General features: G+C 73.1%; 17 protein-coding genes and 3 pseudogenes. 8 read left to right on the forward strand and 12 right to left on the reverse strand.

All coding sequences use genetic code 11. The features are described from left to right. The first annotated feature begins 157 nt into the window (after window positions 1-157). Window positions 158-1,504, forward strand: a complete 1,347-nt coding sequence (locus ASD33_RS08070; protein WP_056555726.1) for a diacylglycerol kinase family protein — start codon at window positions 158-160, stop codon at window positions 1,502-1,504. Between the two features lie 18 nt (window positions 1,505-1,522). Here the strand turns inward: ASD33_RS08070 and ASD33_RS36135 are convergent, their stop codons facing one another. Then, window positions 1,523-2,203, reverse strand: a complete 681-nt coding sequence (locus ASD33_RS36135; protein ID WP_056555729.1) for an ABC transporter ATP-binding protein — start codon at window positions 2,201-2,203, stop codon at window positions 1,523-1,525. Between ASD33_RS36135 and ASD33_RS08080 the strand changes: the two are divergent. The 4 genes and pseudogenes from ASD33_RS08080 to ASD33_RS08095 all read left to right on the forward strand — a co-directional run. Next, window positions 2,166-3,623 (forward strand): annotated as a pseudogene (locus tag ASD33_RS08080) (IucA/IucC family protein); the annotation flags it as partial. The gene ASD33_RS36135 and the pseudogene ASD33_RS08080 sit on opposite strands and share 38 nt — an antisense overlap. Further along, window positions 3,620-4,898, forward strand: a pseudogene (locus ASD33_RS08085) (MFS transporter). The pseudogenes ASD33_RS08080 and ASD33_RS08085, both read left to right, overlap by 4 nt. Continuing rightward, window positions 4,898-6,676 carry an IucA/IucC family protein gene (locus ASD33_RS08090; RefSeq protein WP_056555732.1) on the forward strand — a complete coding sequence of 593 codons (1,779 nt, stop codon included), beginning with the start codon at window positions 4,898-4,900 and terminating at the stop codon, window positions 6,674-6,676. The pseudogene ASD33_RS08085 and the gene ASD33_RS08090 overlap by 1 nt, the downstream one beginning before the upstream one ends. After that, the gene (locus ASD33_RS08095; protein ID WP_056555735.1) at window positions 6,673-7,875 is read left to right on the forward strand and encodes a type III PLP-dependent enzyme; all 1,203 of its coding nucleotides are present in this window, start codon (window positions 6,673-6,675) and stop codon (window positions 7,873-7,875) included. Before ASD33_RS08090 ends, ASD33_RS08095 begins: the two co-directional genes overlap by 4 nt. Window positions 7,876-7,902: 27 nt before the next feature. Here the strand turns inward: ASD33_RS08095 and ASD33_RS08100 are convergent, their stop codons facing one another. After that, window positions 7,903-8,121: a DUF6243 family protein gene (locus ASD33_RS08100; RefSeq protein WP_056555738.1), complete on the reverse strand. Its 219-nt coding sequence runs from the start codon at window positions 8,119-8,121 to the stop codon at window positions 7,903-7,905. Window positions 8,122-8,420: 299 nt separating this feature from the next. Here ASD33_RS08100 and ASD33_RS08105 point away from each other — a divergent pair, with 299 nt between their 5' ends. Then, window positions 8,421-9,731: a hypothetical protein gene (locus tag ASD33_RS08105; protein WP_056555741.1), complete on the forward strand. Its 1,311-nt coding sequence runs from the start codon at window positions 8,421-8,423 to the stop codon at window positions 9,729-9,731. 71 nt (window positions 9,732-9,802) lie between these two features. Here the strand turns inward: ASD33_RS08105 and ASD33_RS08110 are convergent, their stop codons facing one another. From ASD33_RS08110 to lanL, 6 genes are all read right to left on the reverse strand, one after another. Next, window positions 9,803-10,657, reverse strand: a complete 855-nt coding sequence (locus ASD33_RS08110; protein ID WP_056555744.1) for a serine protease — start codon at window positions 10,655-10,657, stop codon at window positions 9,803-9,805. Between the two features lie 251 nt (window positions 10,658-10,908). Beyond that, window positions 10,909-12,306: an APC family permease gene (locus ASD33_RS08115; RefSeq protein ID WP_056555747.1), complete on the reverse strand. Its 1,398-nt coding sequence runs from the start codon at window positions 12,304-12,306 to the stop codon at window positions 10,909-10,911. Window positions 12,307-12,627: 321 nt separating this feature from the next. Beyond that, the gene (locus ASD33_RS08120) at window positions 12,628-13,482 is read right to left on the reverse strand and encodes an ABC transporter permease (RefSeq protein ID WP_056555750.1); all 855 of its coding nucleotides are present in this window, start codon (window positions 13,480-13,482) and stop codon (window positions 12,628-12,630) included. After that, a complete protein-coding gene (locus ASD33_RS08125) occupies window positions 13,479-14,618 on the reverse strand; it encodes an ATP-binding cassette domain-containing protein (RefSeq protein ID WP_056555752.1) in 1,140 nt (379 codons plus the stop codon). The genes ASD33_RS08120 and ASD33_RS08125 overlap by 4 nt, the downstream gene beginning before the upstream one ends. Before the next feature lie 173 nt (window positions 14,619-14,791). Next, the gene (locus tag ASD33_RS35725) at window positions 14,792-14,947 is read right to left on the reverse strand and encodes a VenA family class IV lanthipeptide (RefSeq protein WP_165962041.1); all 156 of its coding nucleotides are present in this window, start codon (window positions 14,945-14,947) and stop codon (window positions 14,792-14,794) included. A gap of 50 nt (window positions 14,948-14,997) precedes the next feature. Beyond that, the gene (gene lanL / locus ASD33_RS08130; protein ID WP_056556161.1) at window positions 14,998-17,757 is read right to left on the reverse strand and encodes a class IV lanthionine synthetase LanL; all 2,760 of its coding nucleotides are present in this window, start codon (window positions 17,755-17,757) and stop codon (window positions 14,998-15,000) included. Between the two features lie 399 nt (window positions 17,758-18,156). On the opposite strand from lanL, the gene ASD33_RS08135 reads away from it, so the two are divergent. Together ASD33_RS08135 and ASD33_RS08140 are read left to right on the forward strand one after the other, a co-directional pair. Beyond that, on the forward strand, window positions 18,157-18,615 hold the full coding sequence (locus ASD33_RS08135; protein ID WP_242426872.1) for a MarR family transcriptional regulator: 459 nt from the start codon (window positions 18,157-18,159) through the stop codon (window positions 18,613-18,615). A gap of 101 nt (window positions 18,616-18,716) precedes the next feature. Continuing rightward, the gene (locus ASD33_RS08140) at window positions 18,717-20,147 is read left to right on the forward strand and encodes an MFS transporter (RefSeq protein WP_056556164.1); all 1,431 of its coding nucleotides are present in this window, start codon (window positions 18,717-18,719) and stop codon (window positions 20,145-20,147) included. Window positions 20,148-20,579: 432 nt separating this feature from the next. On the opposite strand, the gene ASD33_RS08145 is transcribed toward ASD33_RS08140, so the two are convergent. The 4 genes and pseudogenes from ASD33_RS08145 to ASD33_RS08160 all read right to left on the reverse strand — a co-directional run bounded on the left by ASD33_RS08145 (window position 20,580) and on the right by ASD33_RS08160 (window position 25,466). Next, window positions 20,580-21,314, reverse strand: coding sequence for a DUF4232 domain-containing protein (locus tag ASD33_RS08145; protein WP_157870008.1), 735 nt, complete (start codon window positions 21,312-21,314; stop codon window positions 20,580-20,582). Window positions 21,315-21,572: 258 nt separating this feature from the next. Continuing rightward, window positions 21,573-22,268, reverse strand: a complete 696-nt coding sequence (locus ASD33_RS08150; protein ID WP_157870009.1) for a helix-turn-helix domain-containing protein — start codon at window positions 22,266-22,268, stop codon at window positions 21,573-21,575. Between the two features lie 446 nt (window positions 22,269-22,714). Next, window positions 22,715-23,463 (reverse strand): annotated as a pseudogene (locus ASD33_RS33965) (cellulose binding domain-containing protein). Between the two features lie 77 nt (window positions 23,464-23,540). After that, window positions 23,541-25,466, reverse strand: a complete 1,926-nt coding sequence (locus ASD33_RS08160; RefSeq protein WP_056555767.1) for an acyl-CoA synthetase — start codon at window positions 25,464-25,466, stop codon at window positions 23,541-23,543. Between the last annotated feature and the right edge of the window lie 38 nt (window positions 25,467-25,504).

Consider the following 25,504-nt stretch of genomic DNA (forward strand, 5'->3'; position numbering starts at 1 on the left):
CGCGGCCCGGCGCGGCGGGGGTCACCGGGTCCGTCCGACCGGCCATCCGTGTCATACCCGCGGCCCCACCGGGATGCCGCCTCGCCCCGGAGTGTGCAGGCTGGTGTCCCGGGCGGGGCTCCCGTCCGGGCGCCGCCGGTGAGAGGGAGAGGACGCCATGGGCAGGGGCAGTACGCGCGTGGCCGGTCCCGACGGCGGAGGGATCGCGCGTCTGCTCGCGCGTCTCGCCCTGCTCGCGGTGATCGGTTCGCTGGTCGCCCTCGTGCTGGCGGTGGGGGAGGGCGGGCTGCTCGTCCTCGGGGCCGGGCTCCTCGGGCTCGTCGCCTGCGCCGTCGGCGTGTGGTGGTTCGTGGCGCACCGGGGCGCCGTACGGCTGCTGGGCGCGCTCCTCGCGGCGGCGGCTCCCGCGGGCGTCGTCGTGCTCTTCACGTACAAGGGGCTGTGGCTGACGGCGGTCCTCCTGTGCCTGTGCTGGGCCGTGGCGCTGCTCTGCGCACGGGCGGCGCTGCGCAGCGCGCGGCCGGAGAAGTCGTCCCGGGCGACGCCCGCCTCTCCGCCGGTCCGACCGGTCCTGATCATGAACCCGAAGTCCGGTGGCGGGAAGGTGGGCCGGTTCCACCTGGCCGAACGCGCGGAGGAGCTCGGCGCACGGGTGATTCTGCTCGACCCGTCCGCCCCCGCCGATGTCGCCGAGCTGGCGAGGGAGGCGGTGGCCGGGGGCGCGGACCTGCTGGGGGTCGCGGGCGGCGACGGCACCCAGGCACTGGTCGCCGCGGTCGCCGCCGAGCACGACCTGCCGTTCCTCGTGGTCTCCGCCGGCACCCGCAACCACTTCGCCATGGACCTGGGCCTCGACCGGTCCGACCCCTCCCGCTGCCTGGACGCGCTGACCGACGGCGAGGAGCTGCGGATCGATCTCGGCGACGTGGCCGGCCGGGCGTTCGTGAACACGGTGTCCTTCGGGGTGTACGCCGACGTCGTCCAGCACCCCGAGTACCGCGACGACAAGACGGGCACGGCGCTGGCCCTCATGCCGGACCTGCTGCTCGGTGACGGCGTACGACGGGTCGACGCGCGGGTCGACGACACCACGCTCTCCGCCCAGCAGGCCCTGCTGATCAGCAACAACCCGTACGTCTCGCCCGACGAACTCAGCGGCTCGGGCCGCCGGCCGAGCCTCGACGACGGTGAGCTGGGTGTGCTCGGCATCCGTGTGGAGGACGCGGGGCAGGCCGCCGACCTGGCCGTACGGGGCTCGCAGTCCAACGGACTGACCGTGATGAGCGCCCAGCGCGTCGAGGTGACCGCGGGGACGGACGAGATCGCGGTGGCGGTCGACGGCGAGGCCCTGCGGATGCCCACCCCGGTGGTGTGCACGCTCCGCGCGGGGGCGCTGCGGGTGCTGGTGCCGCGCGACCGCCCGGGTGTCCCCGTACCCCTGCCGCCCGTGCGGTGGCGGCAGATCCTCGACCTGGCCCTCGGGCGTACCGGCGCCACGGGGTGACGCCGGGCGGGGGCTCCCTCACACGGGCTCGGTCCGGCGACCGCCTTCCGGTACGACCAGCGGGGTGCCGGCGACGGGGCAGGCGATGACCTTGGCGCGCAGGCCGAAGACGTCCTCGACCAGGTCGGGGGTGACGATGTCCGAAGGGGCACCGGCGGCGACGACGCGGCCGTCGCGCATGGCGATGAGGTGGTCGGCGTAGCGGCAGGCGAGGTTCAGCTCGTGGAGGACCATGACCACCGTGCGCCCGTGGGACCGGTTGAGCCCCGCGACCAGTTCGAGGACGTCGACCTGGTGGGCCAGGTCCAGATACGTCGTCGGCTCGTCGAGGAGCAGCACCGGTGTGTCCTGGGCGAGGACCATCGCGATCCAGACGCGCTGGCGCTGGCCGCCGGAGAGCTCGTCGATGGACCGGAGCGCCAGGTCCGCCGCGCCGGTGGCGGCCAGGGCCGCGTCCACGGCGGCCTCGTCGGTGGAGGACCACTGGCGCCACCAGCGCTGGTGCGGGGTGCGGCCGCGGGCGACCAGGTCGCGGACGGTGATGCCGTCGGGGGCGCTCGGGGTCTGCGGCAGCAGTGCGAGGCGCAGCGCGAAGTCGCGGGCGGAGAGGCCCGCTATGTCCTCGCCGTCGAGGTGGACGGTGCCGCCGGACGGCGTCAGGAGCCGGGCACTGGAGTGCGGGCAGACGCTCGCCACCATGAGGCTGCACGAACGAACCCGGGAGGAGGCCGCCGAACGGCTGACCGCCCGGTACGGGAACGACCCCTCCCGCTGGACGGGCTGCGCCGGCGGACTCGCGCACGAAGCGCTCGCCGCCCGGCTCGACCATCCCGTGTACCCCACCGCGCGGGGGCGTTCCGGCCTCGACGACGACCACGTACGCGCGTACGCACCCGAGTTCCACCCCCGCTTCCCGCTGCGCTGGGTCGCCGTCCCCGAAGAAGCCGTCACCGTGCCCGGCGGCGTCGCGAGCCTCCCCGCCCGCTGGCCCTCCCCGGCCGAACTGGGCCTGCCGGAGCTGTCCGGCACCCATCTCGTCCTCCCCGTCCACCCGCTCACGGCGGGGGAGTCGGCGGCTTCCCTCACGGAAGCCCTGCGCGCCGTCGCCCCGCACGGCCGTGCGGTGATCGCGCCGCGCCCGTACCTGGAGGTCGTGCCGACCCTCTCCATGCGTACGGTCGCCCTCGCCGACGAACCGTCCCTGCACCTCAAACTGCCCCTGGTCACCGCCACCCTGGGCCTGCGCAACCGGCGCACCATCAAGCCGGGCACGCTCGTGGACGGGGCCGCGGGCCAGCGACTCCTGGAGACGGTGATCTCCCGGGAACCACGGTTCCGCGAAACGATCCTGCACGCCGACGAGACGGTGTACGCCCACGCCGGCCACGAACTCCTCGCCGTGCTCTGCCGCCGCTACCCGGCAGGTCTCGACGCCTCGGTCGTCGTCCCCCTGGCGGCGCTGCTCAGCGAGGCCCCCGGCGGGCGCCCGCTGATCGACCACCTCGCCGACCGGTTCCACGGCGGGGACCCGGTCGCCCTGCTCGACGCCGTCCTGACGCTGCTGTTCGACTGGCAGACCACGCTCTTCGGGTACGGGATCGCCCTGGAGTCCCACCAGCAGAACATCTCGCTGGTACTGGACCGCACCCCGGACGGCCGCACCCGGCTCCGGCTGCTGTTCAAGGACAACGACGGGCCGCGCATCGACTTCCGGCGCCTGCGCGACGCCCTCGGCGCCGACGCACCCGACCCCGCCGCGTTCGACGACCCCCGCGTCCCCGCCGACGACGACCGGGCCGTCACCGACGTGTTCACCACCATCACCCTGCACCTGTGCGCGGGCGCGTACGCCTTCGGCCTCGCCCGCGAGGGCCGCGCCCCGCTCAACACCCTGCTCACGCTCGTACGGGACCGGCTGACCGAGGCCGTCGAACGGCTCGGGACCCGGCCCGGCGAGCCCGGCGCGGTCCTGCGCGCCCATGTGCTGCGGGCCCCGGAACTCCCGGTCAAGGCCATGGTCACCGCCGGAACCCTGCTCTCCAAGGAGCGCTCGGGTGCCGCCGACATCAACAAGCACTACACCACAGGCCCCAACTACCTGAGGACGGTGGAGAGATGAGCGCCGCCACCGCGTCATCGGCCGGTACGAGGACCCCCTCGTCGACCGACCCGTCAGCGGCCCGCCGCCAGGTGCGCGCCGTGGCCGGGTGTTACTTCGTGGCCTCGTTCGCCGCCCTCGGCCTGCCGCCCTTCCTCACCGAGATCCTGCCGGAGCTGGGCGACCCCACGGCCCGCTGGGCCGGGGTGCTCTACATCGTCCCGACCGTGTTCGGCGCCATCGGCGCACCCCTGTGGGGGCGGCTCGCGGACCGCTACGGCCGCAAGCGGCTGCTGCTGCGCGCACAGCTCGGCCTCGCGGTGTCCTTCCTGCTCGCCGGCTGGGCGGACTCGCTCCCGGCCTTCACCGCCGCGCTCGTCCTCCAGGGCGTCCTGGGGGGAACGTTCGCGGCCTCCAACGCCTACCTCGGCGCGGCGCTCGAAGGCCCCGCCCTCTCGAAGGCGCTCACCCTCATGCAGGGCGCGGCACGCGCCTCCCTCGTCTTCGCGCCGATCGTCGTCGGATCGCTCTCGCCCTGGCTCTCCCCGCACCGGCAGTACGCCCTGCTCGCCGTACTGCCGCTGACGGCCGCCCTGCTGATCTGCGCGCTGCCGGAGTCACGGGGGAGTGGAGAGGAACCGGACGGCACGGCGCTGCCGGACACACCCGTGGCCCCGGACGCGACGGCACCGTCGGCGACCCCGCAGGAGATTCCGGAGCGAACCCGGCCGGCCACCCCCCTGCACCCTCTACGCCCTGGAGTTCGCCTTCGTCTTCTCCACCGTCATCTCCTTCCCGTACCTCATCTCCCTCGTCGAGGAACGCCTCCCGGGGACCTCCACCGGTGTCTCCGGCGTCATGTTCGCCCTGCCGCACCTGTGTTACCTGCTCGTGGCGATGCCCGTGCACCGGGCGTTCCACCACCGCCCCCGGCTCGGGCTCGCCCTCGGCTTCCTCTGCATCGCGCTCGGCCTCGCCGGACACGGTGTGGCCGGCTCGCTGCCCGCGTTCGCCGCCGTACGGCTCGTCCTCGGCGCCGGCCTCACCCTCGGGCTCGTCTGTCTCTCCGTGCTGGCCGCCGACTGTGCCAAGGGCCGTGCTCCCGGGGGCATGTTCGGCTCCCTGGAGTTCTTCTCCAAGGCCGGCGCCGTCGCGGCGGGAGTGGCCGCCGCGGTCGGCACCGCCTCCTTCGGCCCCACCGCGCCCGTCCTCATCGGCACCGCCGTCGCCCTGGCCACGATCGTCCCCATCGCCCTGCCCTTCGTGAACCCTCTCGGCACTCGCTGGAGCCGTTGATGTCGCTGCCCCGATCCACGGACGCCGCCCGCGGCGCCGCCGCCCCCACCGAACTGCCCGACGCCGACACGGTCGTGGCGCACACCCTCCTCAACTGCCTGCTGCGCGAGGTCTCCGGGCCGGAGCACCAGACGGCCGCGAGCGACGGCCACCTCCTGCTGCGGCTGCCCCGCCGCGGGGTGCTGCTGCGCGTGGCACTGCGCCGCACGTCCCTGCTGGGCGCGCACCGCTTCACCGGCCCGGTCCACGAGCAGCGCGAGGGGGACTGGGAGCGGATCGACTGGCGGCGCCTCGCCGAGTACGTCCAGGACGAACTGTCCCTGCGCACCGGCGTCCGCAACGAGGAGTTCCTCGACCAGATCGCCTCCAGCCACGGGGCGATCACCGCCGGGCTCGCCGCCGCGCCCCTCCCCGTACGGCCGGACGCGCGCACCCCGGGCCGGGCCACGGCCACGCCCGACCCCTCTCTCTCCTCCGAACAGTCCCTCCTCTTCGGTCACCGCTTCCACCCCACCCCCAAGGCCCGCGACGGCGACGCCGCCTCCTGGCTCGCCTACGCCCCCGAGGCCGGAGCCGCCTTTCCCCTGCGCCGCCTCGCCGTCCGTGCCGAACTGATCGCCGAGGAGTCCACCGACCCCGCCGCCACCGCGCCCCTCGACCGGCTCGGCGAAGGCGTCCCGGACGGCTACCGGCCGCTGCCGGCGCACCCCTGGCAGTTCGAGATGCTGCTGCGCGACCACCCGTCGCTGCGCGAGGCGCTCGACCGGGGCGACATCCTGGACCTCGGGAGGGCGGGGACACCGTTCGCCGCGACCGCCTCCGTCCGCACCCTCTACGACGGCGACACGTTCCTGAAGTTCAGCCTCAACGTCCGCATCACCAACTGCCTCCGCAAGAACGCCCGTTACGAACTCACCGGCGCCGTGGCCCTGACCCGCCTCCTCGAACCCGTCCTCGACGCGCTCACCACCCGGTTCCCCGGCAGCGCCGTGCTCCGCGAGCCCGCCTACCGCAGCCTCGCCCTGCCCGGTCCCGACGGCACCCCGGACCGCGCCCTCCTGGAGGGCTTCGGCGTCATCGTCCGCGAAGGACTCTCCGCGCGGCTGCTGCCCGGCACCACACCGCTCCTCGCGGGCGCCGTCGCCGACGAGTACCCCAGCGGCCCCGCCCACATCTCCCGCCTCCTGGACGGCGCCGGCCCCACCACCGTCGTCGCCTGGTGGGACGCGTACCTGAAGCTGCTCGTCCCGCCCGTCCTGGCCGCCTACTTCGACCACGGACTGGTCCTGGAGCCGCACCTGCAGAACGTCCTCGTCTGCGTCGACGACGACGCCATGCCCGCCCAGGTCCTCTTCCGCGACCTGGAGGGGACCAAGCTCCTCCCCGAACACCACGCCGACACCCTCGCCGCGCTGCCCGCCGAGGTCGCGGACGCCATGACGTACGACGCGGAACGCGGCTGGGACCGCGTCGCCTACTGCCTGTTCGTCAACCACATCGCCGAGATGCTCGCCGCCCTCGCCGACCTGCACCCCGAGACCGAACCCGCCCTCTGGGCGCGGGGCCGCGCCACCCTCCAGACCTACGCCGACCTGCACGGCCGCCCGCCCCGGCTCGCCGCGCTCCTCGCCGGCGTACCGCTGCCGGCCAAGGCCAACCTGCTCACCCGCTGGGAGCGCAAGGCCGACCGCGAGGCCGGATACGTCCGCCTTCCCTCCCCGCTCGCCGAGGACGTGCTCCCGGACGCGATCGACCACCCCTGGAGCCCGGCCCGATGACAGCCCCCACCCCCGCCGTGCGCGAGCACGTCCTCGGCCTCCCCGCCGACGCCCTGCCCGCCTACGTCTACGACCTGACGGCACTGCGCGCCCACGCCGCCTCCGTACGCGCGGCGCTGCCCGAGCGCGTCGAGCTCTACTACGCGGCCAAGGCCAACCCGGAGCCGGAGCTGCTGGCCGCGCTCTCCCCGTACGCCGACGGCTACGAGGTGTCCTCCGGCGGCGAACTCGCCCACGTGGGCCGCGCCGTGCCCGGCCGCCCCCTCGCGTTCGGCGGCCCCGGCAAGACCCCGGACGAGATCGTCACCGCCCTGGAGCTCGGGGTGGAACGCTTCCACGTCGAGAGTCTGTACGAGCTGCGGATGCTCGGTGAACTGGCCACCCGCCGCGCCCCGGACACGGCCGTCGGCGTTCTCCTCCGGTTCAACCTGCCGCTGTCCGCCGCCGGCCTGGAGGGCAGCTCGCTCGCCATGGGCGGCCGGCCGACCCCGTTCGGCCTCGACCCCTCCGACGCCGACGCCGCCGTCACGCTGCTCACCGACGGCACCCTCCCGCACCTGCGGCTGCTCGGCGTCCGCGCCCACCTCGCCAGCGGTCTCGACGCCGCAGAACAGATCGCCGTCGCCCGGTCCGTCGTCGACTGGACCACCGGGCTCGCCGCCCGGCACCGCGTACGCCTCGACGAGGTCGACGTCGGCGGTGGGAGGCACGTCGACTACGCCGCCCCCGACCGCCTCTTCGACTGGTCCACCTACGGCAAGGGCCTGGCGCTGCTCGCCGAGGACCACCCGGAGCTGACCCTGCGCATCGAGCCGGGACGGGCGCTGACCGCGTACTGCGGCTGGTACGCCACCGAGGTCCTGGACGTGAAGCGCAGCCACGGCGAGGACTTCGCCGTCGTACGCGGCGGCACCCACCACCTGCGCACCCCGGCGACGAAGGGCCACGACCAGCCCTGCACGGTGCTCCCCGTGGACAGCTGGCCGCACCCCTGGCCCCGGCCCGCGTCCGGGGCGGACACGGTGACCCTGACGGGACAGCTGTGCACCCCCAAGGACCTGCTCGCCCGGCACGTGCCGGCACCGGGCCTGCGGGCCGGTGACAGGGTGGCCTTCGGCCTCGCGGGTGCGTACGCCTGGAACATCTCGCACCACGACTTCCTCATGCACCCCCGGCCGGGGTTCCACTTCCTGGGCTGACCGGACCGGGGGGCGCGGGAGCGGGTGTCAGCCCTCGGTGGTGGTGGCGTCGCCCGCCTGCTCGGTGGTCCCGGCCGGCTGCGTCTTCTCGCGCATCTTGCGCACCAGCTCCGCCTTCTTGTCGGCGGCACCCTGGCGGTCGAGGTTGCGGTGCGGGCCGTTGTTCTGGCGTTCGGCGCGGGAGAGCTTCTTGCGCTGGCCGCCGCCCTGGCCCACGGGGTTGTTGATGTTCTTGCTGTCGGTCACGGGTTCTCCCGGTGGTGTGGTGAGGTGATCTACGGATTCATCGGTGGGGGACGGACGGCGCTGCCGAGGGGCGTCGGCGGGGGCCCGTCGCGCTCTCACTCGTGAATCGGCGTCTGGAAGAACATGACAAAGACGTTACCCGGTTCCGTCGACACCGCGCGCCACACGCGGAGGGGGGCTGGCCGGGGCGGGCCGGTCCCGGTTCGCGCGTCCGTCGTGCGGGCCGGGAGCCGAAGACGGCGATGCGCCGTCCGTGTGACGCCGGGGGCGTAGGCTCCGGGCGGAGAAGGTGGGGGAAGATGACCGAGGACCGTAGGGCGACCGTTCCCGTGTGGACGCTGGCGACCGCTGATGTCCGCGTGCCGGGCCTGGCCGCGGGCGAGTCGATGACGGCCGAGCGCCTGGCCGAGCTGCGCGGAGTGCTGGCCGTCCTGGCCGACGAGCCGATCGTCACGCTGGAAGCGCATCCGCTGCCCGAGAAGACCGACCGCGGCGGTGGCATTCCGCTCGATGTCGTGAGTCCGCTGGCGCAGCACCTGTCCCAGGTCATCACGCAATCGGCGCGCAGTTCTCTCACGGTGGCCAGGGCGACCGCTTCCGGCGAGTGCCTGTACCGCATGGTCGTCCCGGCGAAGGTCGCCGCCCGGTTCGGGCAGGGGCTGGTCCGGTCGATGGTGCCGAAGGGGGGTGCCGGTGGCAGCTACAGCCCCCTCGTGGACTCGACGGGCAGGATCGTCGCCCACGCGCAGTACGTGCCGGTCGGAGGAGCGGCGGCGGCGGGCACGATCGGCGGGGCCGGTGCGGCCGCCGGTGCCGCGGTCGCCGGCGGTACGGCGCTCACCGTGGCCGCTCCGCTCGTGCTCATGGCCGTGGCGGTGGGAGCCAGCGCGCACGCCGACCACAAGCGCCGGCAGGCCATCGAGCACATCACGGACCTGCTGGAGCAGCTCCAGGCGGACAAGCTCGACGACGAGCTCAGCGCGCTCGACGCCTGCCGGAGCGCCATCGACAAGGCCACCGCCGTCCTGCTCGACCAGGGCAGGGTCGGTGCCTCGCTGGGACTCGACTCGGCGGTGCACGCCATCAACACGGCGCTGAGCAAGGCCGACCGCCGCCTCGCCCGCTGGCAGAGCGCAATCGACGCGCTCACCGAGGGCGAGCCCGTCGACCTCGGCACGCTGACCAAGTCGTTCCCCGGCGTCGACGACCCGGGCGGTACGTTCCGCACCCACCTCGAACTCGCCGGCCTGGCCATCGCGCTGATGCGCCGGGTGGTCGTCCTCCAGGCCGTCGAGCACGCCCAGAGCGAGCCGGGCAATCCGTTCGAGAACTTCACCCGCGCCCTCCACCGCGACCAACAGCAGCTCGACGAACGGGAGTCGGGCATCGCGGGTGTCCTCGTACGCCTGTCGGCACTGGAACTGGCACGCCCGACCGGTCTGCGGCCCGTCTTCACGACCGGCGAGGTCGATCGCCTCATGAGCGCGGCGCACCGGATCCGCAAGCTGGGCGACGGCGTCACGGTGAACGGCCGCCCGACGGACGTGGCGATCGACATCGCCCGCTACAAGGACGGCTCGGTGGTCGTGTTCCCGGCGCGGCCCGCGTAGGCACGGACCGACTGCCGCCCGCCCGGTCCCCGCGTGACCGGACGGGCGGCGCCGTGACGCGTTCTACGGCCTTACGGCTTCGGCAGGGTGCAGCCCGGGCGGTTCAGGTCGATCACGTTGCCCGCACCGACGCACGGGACGATCGTGTACGTCTCCTGGGCGTAGTTGATGCCCTGGTGGACGGTCACGGTGCCGTTCTCGTCGATCTCGCACGGGTTGTTCACGGTGCAGCTCTCACCGCTCTCGTTGCCCGTGTTGTTGACGGCGACGACCTTGCCGGTGGTCGTGTCGATGACCGGCGAGCCGGAGGTGCCGCCGATGGTGTTGCAGGAGGAGGTGTAGCGGATGGAATCCTTCCAGGTCCAGTCGCCCTCCTTCATCCGGTAGACGAAGCCGTCGATGTCGCAGCTGTAGATCCGCTTCCAGTACCCGGACACCACCTTGATCGACGAGCCCTGCGTCGGGCGGACGTCGTTGAGGGTGAGGGCGCCTATGCCGTACAGGCTCTGGATCTGCGCGTAGGTCTTGGTCACCTGGTAGATCGAGATGTCCGTGTCGGTCATCGTGCCGTACGAGATCTTGCTGGCGCGCAGCGTCGCGACCTTGGTGCCGGCCGAGTTGAGCAGCGAGAACGAGCGGGTGGAGCGGACGTCCTTGACGACCTCGCCGGGTCCCGGCATGCCGGTCTCCAGACAGTGGCCGTTGGAGAGGACGAGCGCGGGGTCGTTCGGCTGGGAGCTCGGCATGCGGACGAGCGAGCCGGAGCAGTTGCTGAGCGCGACCGTGCCGGCGAAGTCGACGGTGACGGCCGCCGCGGTCCGGTCCTTGGCCGCGGGAGCCTGCGGCGGCGCGGCCGCCATGGCCGGGACCGCGGCCGCTCCGGTCAGGAGCAGCGCGAGCAGGGCGCCGACGAGAGGCTTCTTCATGTGGGGGTTCCCCTCTGATGACATGCAACCGAAGATCCTCCGGTTGTCATGTGCATTCTTAGAAGCGCGGCACCAACCCACAAGAGGGCGTACGGAAATGAGTCACCACCGCGCCGGCCCCACCCGTCGGGCGCCCGGAACCTCCCCATGGCCGCGGCCCGTGCGGGCGGTGGGACCGGACGGGCCGACGCCGAAGGCCGGGGCGGCTGGTGCCGCCCCGGCCTTCGGGGACCCAGGGGATCTCGGGGAGGTCAGACCTGCTCGTCCTCCGGGATGCTGACCAGCCAGCGGGTGTCCCGTCGGGGGCGCAGGTACAGGGCCCAGTAGAGGGTGGCGGCGGCCGTGATGCCGCCGGTCCAGGCCAGGTACTTGACGTCCTGCATGTACAGGACGTACGCGAGGACGCCGATGAGCAGGAGCGGCACGGCCGGCCACAGCGGCATGCGCCAGGCCGCGGTCTCGCGGTGCGCCGCCCGGCGGCTGAACAGGGCGGCCACCGCGACCAGCAGGTACATGCCGGTGACGGAGACGCCGGTGACGCCGTACAGGGTGTCGAGGTTCACGAAGCACAGGGCCGCGCCCGGGACGCCGACGGCCAGGGTGGCCACCCACGGGGAGCCGAAGCGGCCGAGCCGGGACAGGGCGTTGTTGACGGGCTCCGGCCAGGCCTTGTCGCGGGCGGAGGCGAACAGGACGCGGGAGTTCTGGATGACCATGACGATGCCCGCGTTGATGATCGCCAGGGCGACGCAGAGGCTGATGAAGGTGCCGACGGCCGAGTTGGACCAGGCGGCGATCATGCCGCTGATGTCTCCGCCGGTGAGGGTCTCCAGATCGCCGGCGCCGAGGGTGATCGCGACGACGGGCACCAGGATCACGGCGGTGGAGATGGCGAGCGTGGCGAGCACGGTGCGGGCCACCGTGCGGCGCGGGTTCTCCAGCTCCTCGGAGAGGTACACGGCCGTCGAGAAGCCCTGGGTGACGAAGAGGGCGATGGCGAGGCCGGAGACGACCATGGCGCCGGTGACGAGCGAGTGTCCGCCGCCGGCGGACGCGACCTGGCCGTGGACCAGGGCGCCGACGCCCCGCTGCGAGTGGGAGAAGCCGAGGACCGCGACGATGCCGGCGGCGACGACCTCCAGGACGAGGAAGATCCCGGTGATCCAGGCGTTGGCCCGCAGGTCGAGCAGACCGGCGAGGGTGGCGAGGACCATGACGCCGGCACCGGCCAGCGGGGCCGGGATGTGCACGAGCGGCGCGAGGTAGTCCGCGGTCCCCATGGCGATCACCGGTGGCACGATCATCACGACCAGCAGGGACAGCACGAAGACCAGCCAGCCGGCCAGGCGGCCCGCGAGGGTGGAGACGATGGCGTACTCGCCGCCCGCGCTCGGGATCAGGGTGCCGAGCTCGGAGTAGCAGAACGCCACGCCGATACAGAGCAGCGAGCCGATGGCGATGGTCAGCGCCGCGTACGTGCCGACGCCGTCGAACAGGTCCGGGACGACCACGAAGAGGGTCGAGGCGGGCGTCACGCACGACAGCGTGAGCAGGGTGCCGCCCACGACACCGATGGAGCGCTTGAGTTTCTGCGGCACGGGGCCGGTCTGGGGGGCCAACGCGTGCGGTGCGCTGAGGGTGTCCGTCATCAGGCGGTTCCGATCGGTGCGAGCGGTGTATCTGAACGGGAGCGGTATCGCCTCCGAGGCGTCCGGTGTCAGTGGGGTCCGTGGCTCCCGGCCTGAATGGAAGCCCGGGTGGAACCGCAGGTCAATGCCCCTCCCGCTGCGGAATCCGTCGTTCCAGGGTGCCGGAACGAGGCCCGGGGGCGCCAGGAACGCGTAAGGAAGCCGTCAATGCTGCGTGCGGGAACCGCAGCGGCCCGACCAGGACTTTTCCCGCGCTTTACCCCCGCACACCCGCGCGGCCCGCCGGTCGGGCGGGCCGCGCGGGCATACGGGGGAGGGGGGTCACTCCGGACGGCTGAAGCGGCGGGCGGCCCACAGCAGGGCCAGGCCTCCGACCGCGAGGAGCAGCCCGGCCTCCAAAAGCAGCGGGGGCTGCCGCCCCGCCCATTCGATGCCGCCGACGGCCGCCTGGTCCGGGTCCCGCAGGGAGATGCAGCGCCGCAGCAGGTCCACCCCGTACGCGAGCGGATTGACGGTCGCGAGGCCGCGCGCCCAGCCCGGCATGGACTCCAGCGGGAAGAAGGCGCCGGAGAGGAACAGCAGGGGCATCATCAGCAGGCTGAGGAGCGTGTGGAACAGCTCGGGGCTGCGCAGTGTCACGGACAGCGCCAGGGTCATGCTGGTGAGGGCGAACGAGGCCAGGAGCATGCCGCCGAGGAGCAGCAGCAGGAGCACGGGGTCGTACGGCAGGCCGACCGCGCCGGCCAGGGCGAGCAGGACGGAGCCCTGCACCGCGGCGACCAGGGTGCCGCCCGCGCAGCTGCCCAGGAGCAGGGTGGAGCGGCTGACGGGGGCCATCAGGAGCTCGCGCAGATAGCCGCTCTGCCGGTCGGTGATCAGCCGGATCCCCACCATGATGGCCGGGGTCTGCACCGTCATCATGAGCATGCCGGGGAAGAGGTACGTCTGGTAGCCGGTGCCCAGCGAGGCGGCGGGAATGAGGGTGGCGAGCCCGCCGCCGAGCGCGAAGAGGTAGAGCACCGGCTGCAGCAGGATCAGCGCGGTGTGGGAGCGCTGGCAGGCCAGGCGCAGCAGATCGCGGTGGACCAGGGCGTGGATCGCCCGCAGCTCGTGCCGCAGCCGGGGCGCCCGCCCCCGCTCGGTGGCCTCGGGCGCCTGGAGGGTGAGGGCGGTCATCGGCCGCCTCCGATCGCGGCGGGGATGGTGGTGATGCTGCGGCCGGTGTGGTGGAAGAAGACGTCGTCGAGCGTGGGCGGGGTGGCGGAGGCCGCGTGCACCGCGATGCCGTCCGCCTCCAGCGCCGCGCACAGACGCGGGATCCACGCACTGCCGTCGGGCACCCGCAGCCACGTGCCGTCGGCGTCCACCGTGACGGGGCGGTCCGGCGCCGCCAGGGCGACGACCTTCCGCGCCCGCCCGTCGTCGCTGGTGCGCAGCACCACCCGGTCGTCCCCGATCTCCGCCTTGAGCCCGTGCGGCGTGCCCTGCGCGACCAGACGGCCCCCGTCGATGATCGCGATCCGGTCGCAGTTCTCCGCCTCCTCCAGGTAGTGGGTGGTGACGAAGAGGGTGCTGCCGAGCCGCTCGCGCAGGGCCCGCAGGTGCTCCCAGATCTCGGCGCGCGCGTGTGGGTCGAGCCCGGTCGTCGGCTCGTCCAGGAACAGCACGCTCGGGGAGTGCAGCAACTGGCGGGCGATCTCCAGACGCCGCCGCATCCCGCCCGACAGGGCGCGTACAGGGAACCGCCGCCGGTCGGTCAGTCCGGCGGGTTCGAGCACCTCGGCGGTCCGCCTGCGTACGTCGCGACGGGGCAGCCCGTACAGGCGGGCGTGGATGCGCAGGTTCTGCTCGACGGTCAGGTCCGGGTCGAGGGCACTGTGCTGGAACAGGATGCCGACCTGGCGCCGTACGTCGTGCGGCCGGGCGGCGACGTCGAAGCCGGCGACGGTGGCGTGACCGGAGGTGGGGCGGGCGAGGGCGCACAGGAGGGCGATGGTGGTGGACTTGCCCGCGCCGTTGGGGCCGAGGAAGGCGAAGGTCTCGCCCCGGCGCACGTCGAGGTCGAGTCCGCGGACCGCGTCGACGGTGGTGCCGTCCGGGCCGGGGTAGCTCTTCACCAGACGGCGCGTGCGGATGGCGTACTCGGTGGCGGGGTCGGTACTGGTGCTGGTGCCGCTTTCGGGGTCGGGCTCTGTGTCGGGGTCGGGGTCGGGGTCGGGGTCGTGCGGAGGCTTGCCCGCGCGGGGGCCGGTGGCCTCGGCGGTCAGGAGGGCGGCTGCGGCGCGTGCGTCGTCACCTGCGGATGGCTGCATGGGGTCCCGTCCTCGTCCTCTTCCTCGTCCTCTTCCGTGTCGTCTCCGCGTTGTGTCCGTGTGGTCCTCCGGGTCGCCTTCCGCGTCGTCTTCCGGGTCGTCCGCACGGAGCCGGAGCCCACTCCGGCCGGTGGCTGCCTCGGGGCAACCACCGGCCGGGGGGTGCTTCGGTGTTACGCGCAGCTGATACCGATACAGATGGTGTTGAGGAGCGTCAGCAGGCCGACGCACGCGCACGTTCCGCTGAACGAGTCGCCGTCGACGCCGACCGGGTCGGTCTCCGGAAGGGCGTGCAGGTGGGCCAGCAGCTCGAGGTCCTGGTTCTCCATGACAATCTCCTTCTCTCGTGTGACACCGTGGCGGCAGAGATTCCTGCCGCTCAAACCGGCTGCTGGACCATCCAGTGCCGGGGCTCTGTGTGGCGGACCCTCAGGAGGAACGCCAGGATTCCCGCCGATCCGTCGCTCCAGCTCGTCGAGACGTCCCCGTACTCGTTGGGGAAGACGACGTGGCTGCCGCGGTGGGACCGTTCGGAGACGATGAGGCGGGCCAGTTCCTCGGCCCGCGCCCGGTGGGCGGGGTCGCCGGTGGCCTCGGCCATGTCGAGGAGGAAGTCGCCGTTGCCCGCCAGGCCGTGGCACTGCGTGACGGCGGCGCGGGAGGCGCGCTCGACCACGGCCCGGCTGCCGCCGACGGCGAGGTCACGGAAGCGTCCGTCGCCGGTCGCCCGCCACAGCCGGACCAGGAACGAGCCGATGCCGGCGGATCCGTGGCACCAGTACGGCGCCGTCGGTACGTCCGTGGCCTGGGCCGGCCACTGGGCCGCGTCCCCGACGGTGACGGCGTGCGTCACGAGGAGCTCGCCCGCCGCCAGGGCCAGTTCCCGGTGCTCCGGGTTCCCGGTGACGGCGGCGGCCTCCAGGAGGAAGCAGCCGATGCCGGCGGTGCCGTGGGCGAAGCCCAGGTAGCGCTTGCCGGTCTCCTCGGCCACGGCCTCGGCGGGCACCGGCCAGCTCGCCCCGGACGGCTCGCGCCGGGCCGCGACGGCCAGCCGGTCGGCGGCCTCGGCGACCCGTTCCGCGAAGCGCGGATCGCCGGTGCGGTGCCACAGGTGGGCGGCGGCCATTCCGCTGCCCGCCGAGCCGTGGGTGATGTCGTGGCTGGGCGTCGACTCCTGCGGCGCGAGGGCCAGGGCCAGGGCGTGGTCCATGAGCGCCCGGTCGTCGACGGCGCGCCCGGCGTCGTACAGCGCCCAGGCCGTGCCGCGGCCGCCGAAGTGCAGGCCGGGCCGGGTGGATCGGGTGTCGGTGCGGTCCGCGATCCAGCGGCCCGCGGTGGCGATCAGCCGGGGGAGGCGGGGGTCGTCGGTGACCTCGAAGTAGCGCGTCAGGGCGGACAGCACACCGGCCGCACCCTGCTGCACGATGCAGGCGTCGGTCTCCCCGGCCTTGACGGACACGGGCCACAGCCGCAGGTCGTCGTCGGGTGTCATGGAGTCGACGAGGTGCTCCACGATGCCGGCCACGGCGATGTCGATCGGGTCGGTGGTGGTGGCGGTGGTGTCCCTGGCCGTGGCGGTGCCGATGTCGGTGTCCGTACCGGTGGCTTCGGTGCCCGTCGGGCCGGTGCGAGCCGCGGCCGGACGAGCAGCCTCGCCACGTCTTCTCCCGGTGCCGCTCCCCGTACCGCTCTCCCGGAGCGCGTCCCGCGCCCGGGCCGGGTCCCAGCGTGTGGCGGGGTCGTCCTTCATCAGCCCGAGGATCATCGTGCGCAGGCCGTCCGGCAGCTCCAGGGGAGCGGCGCAGGCGTCCAGCCACTCACCGAGCCGGTCCTCCGCGGGCCGGGTGGCGGGCTTCTCCTCCAGCAGGGCGGGCACCTTGCCGGTCAGGACGAAGCACAACGTCGCGCCGAGGCTGTAGTAGTCGCCCGTCGGGGAGACGGGTGCGTCCACCAGGCGCTCGGGGGGACTGAAGCCGGGCGTGCCGACGCGGGTCGGGAGGGCGGCGTCGTCGGCGAGGACGGCGAGCTCCAGGTCGATGAGGCGCAGCGCGCCGTCGGGGCGGACCATCACGTTGGCGGGGGTGAAGTCGCGCAGTACGCAGCCCCGGGCGTGGGCCGCCTCGACGAGGTCCACCAGGCGTCCGGCCTGGGCCAGCGCGTCGGTGCGGTAGCGGGCGGCGCCGGTGTCGCGGAAGTGCTCGGCGACCCAGTTGCGCAGGGGGATCCCCGGCACTTCCTCCTGGGCCAGGAACAGGTGTCCGCCGTGCTCGAACAGCGCGAGCGGCTCCGGTGCGAGCCCCGTGCCCTTGAGCTTCTCCAGGGTGCGGGCCTCGGTGCGCAGCCAGTCGCGGACGTCGTTGCCGGAGGCGTCGGCCTCCACGTGGGGCCGGGTCTCCTTGATGACGACCGGGGCGCCGGTCTCGACGTCACTGCCCCGGTAGACGCCGCCCTTGTTGGTGTGCCGGATCGCCTCCCGCACCGAGAACCGGCCGCCGAGCAGGACCGGGCGCCGCGGCGCCTCCGTCTTGGCCGGTGCGACGGGGACAGAAGCGGGGAAGGGGCTGACCGCCCACGCCGGCGGCGCGTACTGGCCGGTCCGCTTGTCCTCCACGGGGTTGCCGTCGGGGTCCTCGATGTACCAGACCATCAGCCCCTCGTCCGAGAGGCGCCGCCGCCCGACGAAGGCGCCGTAGCGGTAGTGCACCAGGCTGTCGGGGGCGTACGGCCGGTCGGACAGGATGCGGGGTCCCGCCAGCCCCGCGGTCGCCGTGTGGAGGTCCTGCGCGAGACGGGCCGCGTCGGCGTCGGAGGCCGGGTAGACCGTGATGAACTTGCCCGAGCTTCCGCGGGGCGTGGCACGGGTGTTGAGGGCGCTCACCTGCTCCAGCGAGCGGGCGAACTTGAACGCCGAGCCGTCCTTGAGCAGGACCTCCAGGGCCTTCTCGAGCACCGCCGGGGCGGAGGCGGCCGTCGCCGACACGTGCAGCTTCCAGCCCTGGGCCGGCCCGGTCCCGGAGCGCGGTGCCACCCGGCACCAGCTCTCGTTCGACTCGGTGGCCCAGCGCTCGCCCGCTCCCTCGGAGCGGAGTGCGCCATGGAGCAGGGTTTCCAGCTCGGACTCGGTGACTTGGGTCGTCATGCCCATCCCTCTCAACGGGTGAGAACCGCTGGGACGGAGCGTGCCCCGACGTCAAAGTCGTATCAACACACACCCCCTCGGATTCACTTGATTCGCCGAGCGCGCGGCCCCGTTGTGCCACCTTGTGGTGCGACCGCGCAGGGAGAGCGTGCGGCCGCGCATTACGGGGCGCATTCACGTCGACGCACGCCGTCACACAGCCACGGTCCGTGGGCCGGAGGTCGCTGACCTGGGCGGAAGCCGGCACCGCGAAGCCCGTCGCCGTACGGTCGCGGGCGGTCCCGACCGCCGGCCGGGACCGTCCGCCGCCGCGCAGGAGGCCCGACCCTTCCTTCATGCGAAGCGCACCCCGAACGGGAGATCTATAAAAGATTCATATAAACTCGCTATGCTTCAGGCATGAGTCGCCGAGACGCCGCGCACAGCGCTTCCGATGCCATCGGGTCAGCCCTCTACGGCCTGGCCACCAGGGCCGTGAGGCGCCTTCCCCGCGACATGAGCCTGACGTCCGCCGCCACCCTGGCCACCCTGGACAAGACCGGCCCGCGACGGATCACCGATCTGGCGGTGACCCAGGGCGTCACCCAGCCCGCGATGACCGTCCTGGTCCGGGTGATGGAGGAATCCGGGCTGGTCGAGCGGAAGGGTGATCCCTCCGACAAGCGGGTCACGCTGGTGTGCCTGACCGAGGCCGGCGCGGCGTACGTCCGGACGCGACGCCGGGCGGGCGTCGACGCGTACGCGCGGTTGATCGACGAACTCACCGGTGACGAGGTCGAGGCCCTGACGGCAGCCCTTCCGGCGCTGCTGCATCTGGCGGAGCTCGAAAGCCACGCCCGAGAGGAGTCGGACCGGTGACCGCGGCCGAGGGCCAGGACCGGCCCGAGAGCGCCGCCCCGATACGTTCCGATGCGGTGACCGCGGCCGAGGGCCAGGACCGGCCCGAGAGCACCGCCCCGATGCGTTCCGAGACACGTCTGCTGGTCCCCGCCCTGACGTTCATCGCCCTGGTCGTGGCGGCGGTCGCCAGCCTCGGGACGCCGCTCATCACCAGCGTGGCGACCACGTTCCACGTCTCCCTCGACAGCGCGCAGTGGACCCTGACCGTCGCCCTGCTCAGCGGCGCCGTCGCCACCCCCGTCCTCGGCCGGCTCGGTGCCGGTCCGCACCGGCGGGCCACGATCCTCGCCACGCTGGCGATCGTCGTCGTCGGCAGCGCGCTCACCGTGCTGCCGCTGCCGTTCGCCTGGCTGCTCGTGGGCAGGGCGGCCCAAGGCGTTGGACTCGGTCTCACGGCGCTGATGATGGGCGTGGCCCGCGACCATCTTCCCGAGGAGCGCAGCGTGGCCACGATCGCCCTGATCTCCGTGGTCTCCATCATCGGAGCCGGCGTCGGCTACCCGCTGGCCGCGCTGCTCGCCGAGTTCGGCGGACTGCGGGCCGCCTACGGCCTCGGCCTGCTCGTCACCGCCCTCGCCTTCGTGACCGCGTGGCGCTCCGTGCCCGCGGCTCCCGAAGGCCGCTCCGCCCGCGTGAACGTGGCCGGTGCGCTCGTCCTGGCGGGTGGACTGTTCCTCGTCCTCTTCCTGGCCGGCGAGCGGAGCCTGTGGAGCCGACACCTCGCCGTGGCGGTGACCCTCGCCGTCGCCGCCGTCCTCCTGCTCTGCGTCTGGGTCGTTTCCGAACTGCGAACCGAGACGCCCCTGGTCGACGTCCGGGCGGTACGGCACCCGGCGGTCGCCGGGGCGAACATCGCCATGTTCGTCGGCGGGATCGGCATGTACCTCCTGCTCACGCTCATCACCCGCTACGCGCAGACGCCGCACAGCGCCGGCTACGGCTTCGGACTGACCACCTTCGTGGCGGGGCTGGTCCTCATCCCGTTCTCCGTGCTGGGGTTCGTCGCCGGCAAGCTCACGCCGCGGGTCCGTCGACGGATCGACGGCCCCCTGCTCCTGGCCGGCAGCGCCGTCATCGTCGGCGGCGGGTTCGTCCTGTTCGCCACCGCCCGGTCCAGCCTGGCCGAACTGCTCGTGGCCATGGGCGTGCTGGGCTTCGGAGTCGGCAGCTTCTCGGCCGCCATGCCCGGCGTCATCCTGGCTGCCACGCCCAAGAGCGAGACGTCCAGCGCCATGAGCTTCAACTACGTCGTCCGCAGCGTCGGATACTCCCTGGGCAGTGCCACCGGCGGTCTGGTCCTGGCCGCCGGCACCGCCACGGGCCGCCTCTTCCCGAACGAGGACGCCTACACGACCGCGGCGCTGATCGGCGTCGCCGCGATGGCGATCACGACGACGGCCGCCCTGGCCCTGGCCGGCCGACGCTCACCCGAGACGAACGGGGAAGCTGAGGGCCGAAGCCGCCGGACTCCCTCACCATCGGCACGCTGACCCAAGCGCACCGGCCAGGAAGTCATTTCCGGGAGATCTCCCAGCGAGTATCTCACTCTGAGCTGCGCCGAGATTTCTCCGGTCGAGCATGACTCCTCGTACTTCGACGGCGATATGGAACATGCCGAAACCAGCAATCCTGCACCCACCAAGAAGGCGGCGCCGCGTATGAGTCGCATCTCGGATCACCCCGTGAAACCTTTGCATTGAATCGCCGGCCAGGGCGTTCGTGGCCGGCCCAGGCCGAGATCTTCTGGAAGTCGTCGACCTCAAGGTGCCGACGTGCGGGAATCGGCCAACACGCGCTCGACGTGGGAGCGCGGGACGACGGACCGTCGGATCTGGGACCGTCGTATCCGTGGTTGCCCCACAAGCCCGCGCGGGGCACCACCGTCGTCCCGCTCCCGGTCCTCACCGGGGAGGCGCTGCTCCTCAGAGCTGGTTGATCGGGCGCATCGCGAGCCCCTCGGTGCCGGCCCAGCCGTTCACCCGTGCCGCGCCGTCGACGGAGACCGTGTCGAGGCCGTCGGGCAGGTCGAAGATCAGCGTGCCGCTCAGCTCGGTGCCCTCACCGGCGACCAGGGTCGCGGTGAAGCGGTCGGACTGGTCGTACTGCGCCTCGCCCCCCTCGTCGTTCCCGAAGACGTACAGGCCGGCATAGGCCTTGCCGCCCCCCTCGACGACGACGGGCTCGGTGTCCGGCTCTCCGAGCGTCTCGACGATCGGGGCGGAGTTGCCGGCCTTCAGCCGCACCTGCGGCGCGTCGTTGAGGACACACGGCGCCTTCGCCTTGTTGGTGACGGTCAGCAGGAAGTGGCGGGGGGTCTCCCCGGCCGCGTCCTGGAGCTCGACCGCGGTGGTGAGCCCGTCCGCCTCACAGTCCGGGTACGTCGTGCCGTTGCCGCCGCCGGTCTCGCCGCTGTCCCCGGTCCCTGTCGCCGCCGGGCCGGCGGTGCCGGTGCCGGAGTCGTTGGTGGGCGCGGTGGTCTTCGGCGCGCTCCCACCGGCCGACGTGGAGCTCGACGGGGCGGCGGTCGGCGCCGCACCGGCCTGGTCGTCGCCCTGGCAGGCGCTGGTCGTCAGCAGAGCCGCGACCACGGCCGCCCCGAGGACAGCGCCACGCAGGCCGCGACGTGCCGAACCACCCCTGAAAGTCTTCGAGTTCATTCCGTTCTCTTTCCCCCGTGACCGAGCCGAAGCCGGTCCCCGTGCAAGCGACACCGCCATTGTCACCGCGAGGAAGGTCGATACACCGGCGTCCCCGCGTCTGTTACAGCCCCCGTACGAAGCGGAAGTCATGACGTGACCGAGCCGGACGAGGGCGGAAGCTGTTGGGCCGGGCCCTGTGAGAACGGGGACCACTTCATGCCCGAGCCGCGCGGCAAGGGGTTCCGATCGGTGAGAGGTGATCCGAAAGGAGACGTTCTAGGGATCGCTCAGCAGCGCGCGGCCCAAGGGTGTCAGGGAGTGGCGGACCCCGTTCCCGTCCCGGTCCGACATCAGCGGGCCGGCCGTCCGCAGCACCGTCGCGTGGTGGCTCGCGGTCGCCGGGGACGTACCCGTGCGCCGCCCCGGCTCCGCCGTGCTCGCGGACGCCCTCGGCGGCCCGCAGCACGCGGGTGCTGCCGAGCAGGGCGCCGAGGGCGCCCCGTCCGGGCGGTGCGGGGCGGAAGGCGCCCGGACCTGGCCGTAGCCGGCGAGGTCGCGGGCGACCGGGTACCGCAGCACCAACGGCCGGCCCGGGTCGGCGTTGTCGGCCAGGGCGAGCGGCTTCGGCCAGAAGAAGGTCGGTACGGGCAGCAGCCCGCGCCCCGCCAGCCGCAGCTCCGCGTCGACGTCGCACGGGACGTGGAGGACGGGCGTGGTCCACCGGACATCTGGGTGCAGGCCGGTGAGGAGCCCCTCGACTCCCGAGTCGGCCAGGGCCAGCGCACGCCGGGTCCGGTCGGTGTGCGCCGTCGCCGCGATCTGCGCCCAGTACGGCGCGACGGCCACGGCGTGGTAGGCCGACAGGGCGTGGCGGACGACCGCGCCCCACTCCGGGTCGCCGTGGTGCAGCGCGTGGATCCAGCGCGGTGCGCGGGGCGTTGTTGCGCGACGGCGTCGAAGTCCGCCGCCCACTGGAGGCGGGGCAGTGACCAGGTGTGGTCGATGCTGTCCGTGAGGGTGCCGGTGACGGCGTGCGTGAAGACCTCCGGTACGTACTCCCCGACGCCGGCGGAAGCCAGTTCGAACAGCGGCCGCATGGCCGCCCGCAGGCCCCCGCGCGTGCGCTCCCGCCAGCCCCCGAACGCGACGCCCCCGGCCCGCCGTCCTGCAGTACGGGCAGGCTCAGGACGGTCTCGGCGAGCGGGTCGGGGACCCGGGCCACGCGCTCGCCGCGCACGCGGCCGTCGTCGTCGGCACGGTCCTCGCGGCCGCCGGCCTGCTGGCCGGCCCCGCCGCCGCACCCGCCGATACCGCCCCGGCGGCCACCACGTCCGTGGCCACGGCCGCCGGCGACACGATCATCCAGGGCACCAGCATGCTGGCGCGGGGGCAGGCCTGGTACTCGCCCACTGCTGCGTTCAGGGGCCGGGAACGGAGTCCTCGAAGGCCGTCCCGGCCGCACGGTAGCCGGCGACCTTCGCCGCCACCTGGGCCGGGGTGAGGACCTCGTCCTTCACGTGGAGCAGGTAGTCGACCTGCTCCACGTAGACGCGGGGGACCGTGGAGGTCTCGCCGGCGGGGGGTCGATCAGCCACTGGTTGAAGTGGATCGACACGGGTCGCTCGGGCAGATAGCGGGCGTCGTGCCGGGCGAACTCCTTGCCGTCGAGGTAGTACCGGTGTAGTCGAAGTCGTCGAAGAGCACGCCCTGTTCGGCCGGATGAGTGGTCGGAGTCGTGGGGGAGGGGGTGGTCGGCGCAGGGGTGGGCGCGTCGCCGCCGGGGTCGGTGCCCCAGACCTGGACGCCGCCGATGGTGGCGGTGACCTTGGTCCAGTTCGCGTACGCGGTCTGCGCGGGTCCTCAGGTTCGTGCAGCCCTTGACGGCCCAGTCGCAGGCGTAGGTGTAGGAAGCGCCGGGGGCGGCCTTGAAGTAGTAGCGCAGCCTGACCTGACTCAACGGGCCTGTCGTAGCTCCGGTGTTGACCACGGTGAGCCAGGGCGCGGCTTGGCCGCTGCCCGTGCCGCCCTGCCGGTACCGGACGGCGATGCTCTCGTCCGCGGCGGCGGCAGGGAGAGTGGTGAGCGCGGTGGCGCCGAGACCGAGCACGGTGGCGGCGGCGAGCACCGCACGTATGCCCGGCCTCTGATGGTTCGTTCCGTTGCGCATGGCGTGCCCCTCGGGGAGGTGATTGGAGGGAAGGCGGCACGGTGCCGCAGGCTGCCACCGGATGCGGCAGGCCGGTCTCAGTGACTTCCGGGGTCGGTGAACGCCCAGTCCACGCCGTACGGGGCGAGCTGGGCGGTGATCCGGCGGCGTAGACCGGGGTCGGAGACCGGCGGCAGGGACACCACCGGGCGGCCGTCGGTCAGGTCGCATCGGATCTGCCGGTCGGAGCAGGCGATGCCGATGGAGGCCAGAGCACTGGAGAAGGCACGCCGGGTGGCATCGAGGTGCAGGGGTACCTTGGAGGGCTTGCCGATGTCGGTCAGGGGCAGCGCCGCCAGGACGATGACGTCCTTGGGGGCCGCGGCTCGCTCGGGTACGTGCCGTGCGGCGAACGCGATCAGTTCGTCGGCGCCGGTGTCGGTCTCGCCCGGGGCCAGGGTGACGTAGGCGACGGGGACTTCGCCGGAGTGCGGGTCGGGGCGGCCGACGGCGCTCGCGCCGGTGACGGCCGGGTGGGCGAGGAGTGCGTCCTCGATGACGGCGGGGTCGATGTTGTGGCCGCCGCGGATGATCAGGTCCTTCGCGCGGCCGAGCAGGTGGATGAAGCCATCGGCGTCCACGCGTGCGAGGTCACCGGTGTCGAGCCAGCCGTCGCGCACGGTGCCGAGGGTGTCCGTGCGCGGTCCGTCGGCGTCGTGGCCGACGACGTAGCCGGGGAAGACGGTGGGGCCGCTGATGGCGAGGATGCCGGGCTGACCCTGCGGGAGGTCGTGCCACTGGCCGTCGCTGCCGATCCGTACCGTCTTCACCTGCTGGTAGGGCATGCGCTGGCCCGCCGCCTCGGGGCGCTGGTGTTCGCGCAGGAAGCTTCGGGCGCTGCCGCAGGTGGCCTCGGTCAGTCCGTACCCCTGGCACAGGGGTACGCCGGTGTGGTCCTCGAACGCCGCGCGTACCGCCGGCGGCAGAGGGGACGCCCCGACGATCGCGAAGCGCAGCGAGGTGATGTCCGCGTCGAGCGGTACCCGGGCGAGTCCGGCGTAGACGGTCGGAACGGCGGACATGGTGGCGATCCGGAAGTGCTCGACGATCTTCCAGATGACCTTGAACAGCGCCGGCTCGCGGTAACCGAGAGGGCCGGCCCACACGCTGTGCTGACCGCGCAGCAGCGGTGCGAGCAGGGTGACGACCAGGGCGTTGACGTGGAACAGCGGCAGCCCGGCGAAGAGTACGGAATCGGGGTCCAGCAGGCTGTTGGCCGCGATCATCCAGGCATCGGTCACCTCGTTGGCGTGGGTGTGCGCGGCGAGCTTGGGGGCGCCGGTGGTGCCGCCGGTGTGGAAGTACGCGGCCAGGTCACCGGCTTTCGGGGGCACCAACCCGGGACGGAGTTCCGTCGGCTGGGCGGCGGCCGCGAGGTGCAGATGGGCGACTTCGACCCCCTCGATCGGCTCCAGCGCGGGCGCGGGATCGGATGCGCCGACGGGGCGCAGCGCGAAGAGTGCCGAGCAGCGGAGCGATGCCGCCACGGTGCGGGCAGTCCGCCATGCACCGGGGTCGAGTTCGGGTCCGGCCGCGACCAGGATCCTGGCCCCGCCCAGCCTCAGCAGGCGTTCGGCGTGCTCGGCGGCGAGGGAGGGGTTGACCGGTGCGGCGATGCCCGCGAGCTGGGCGGCCAGGAGCGTGGCGGGCAGCAGGCCGGTATTGGGGGTCAGCAGGCCCACGGCGGTGGTGCGGCGGACATCGTGCTGGTGGAACAGGTTCGCGATGCGGTGTACCTGGTCGCGCAGTTGGGCGAAGCCCACGGTCTCGCCGCGTGTCCACTGCTCCGCGCTGGGCAGCGCGGTGAGAGCCGGCCGGTCGGGCCACAGCGCGGCGGCGCGGGCCAGGACGTCGTAGGCGGAACCCGGCAGGCCGCGGTCCTCCAGCGCGAGGGACTCGATGGTCTTCAGGTCGCCCGGCTGGTCGTACGTCGGCCAGAGCGGATCGGGTTGAGGGACGCTCACGGGAACTGCCTTCCGAGGGTGGGCTGGTGGAGGTGAAG

This window comes from Streptomyces sp. Root1304 (assembly GCF_001426405.1).
In the GTDB taxonomy this organism is placed as follows: Bacteria; Actinomycetota; Actinomycetes; order Streptomycetales; family Streptomycetaceae; genus Streptomyces.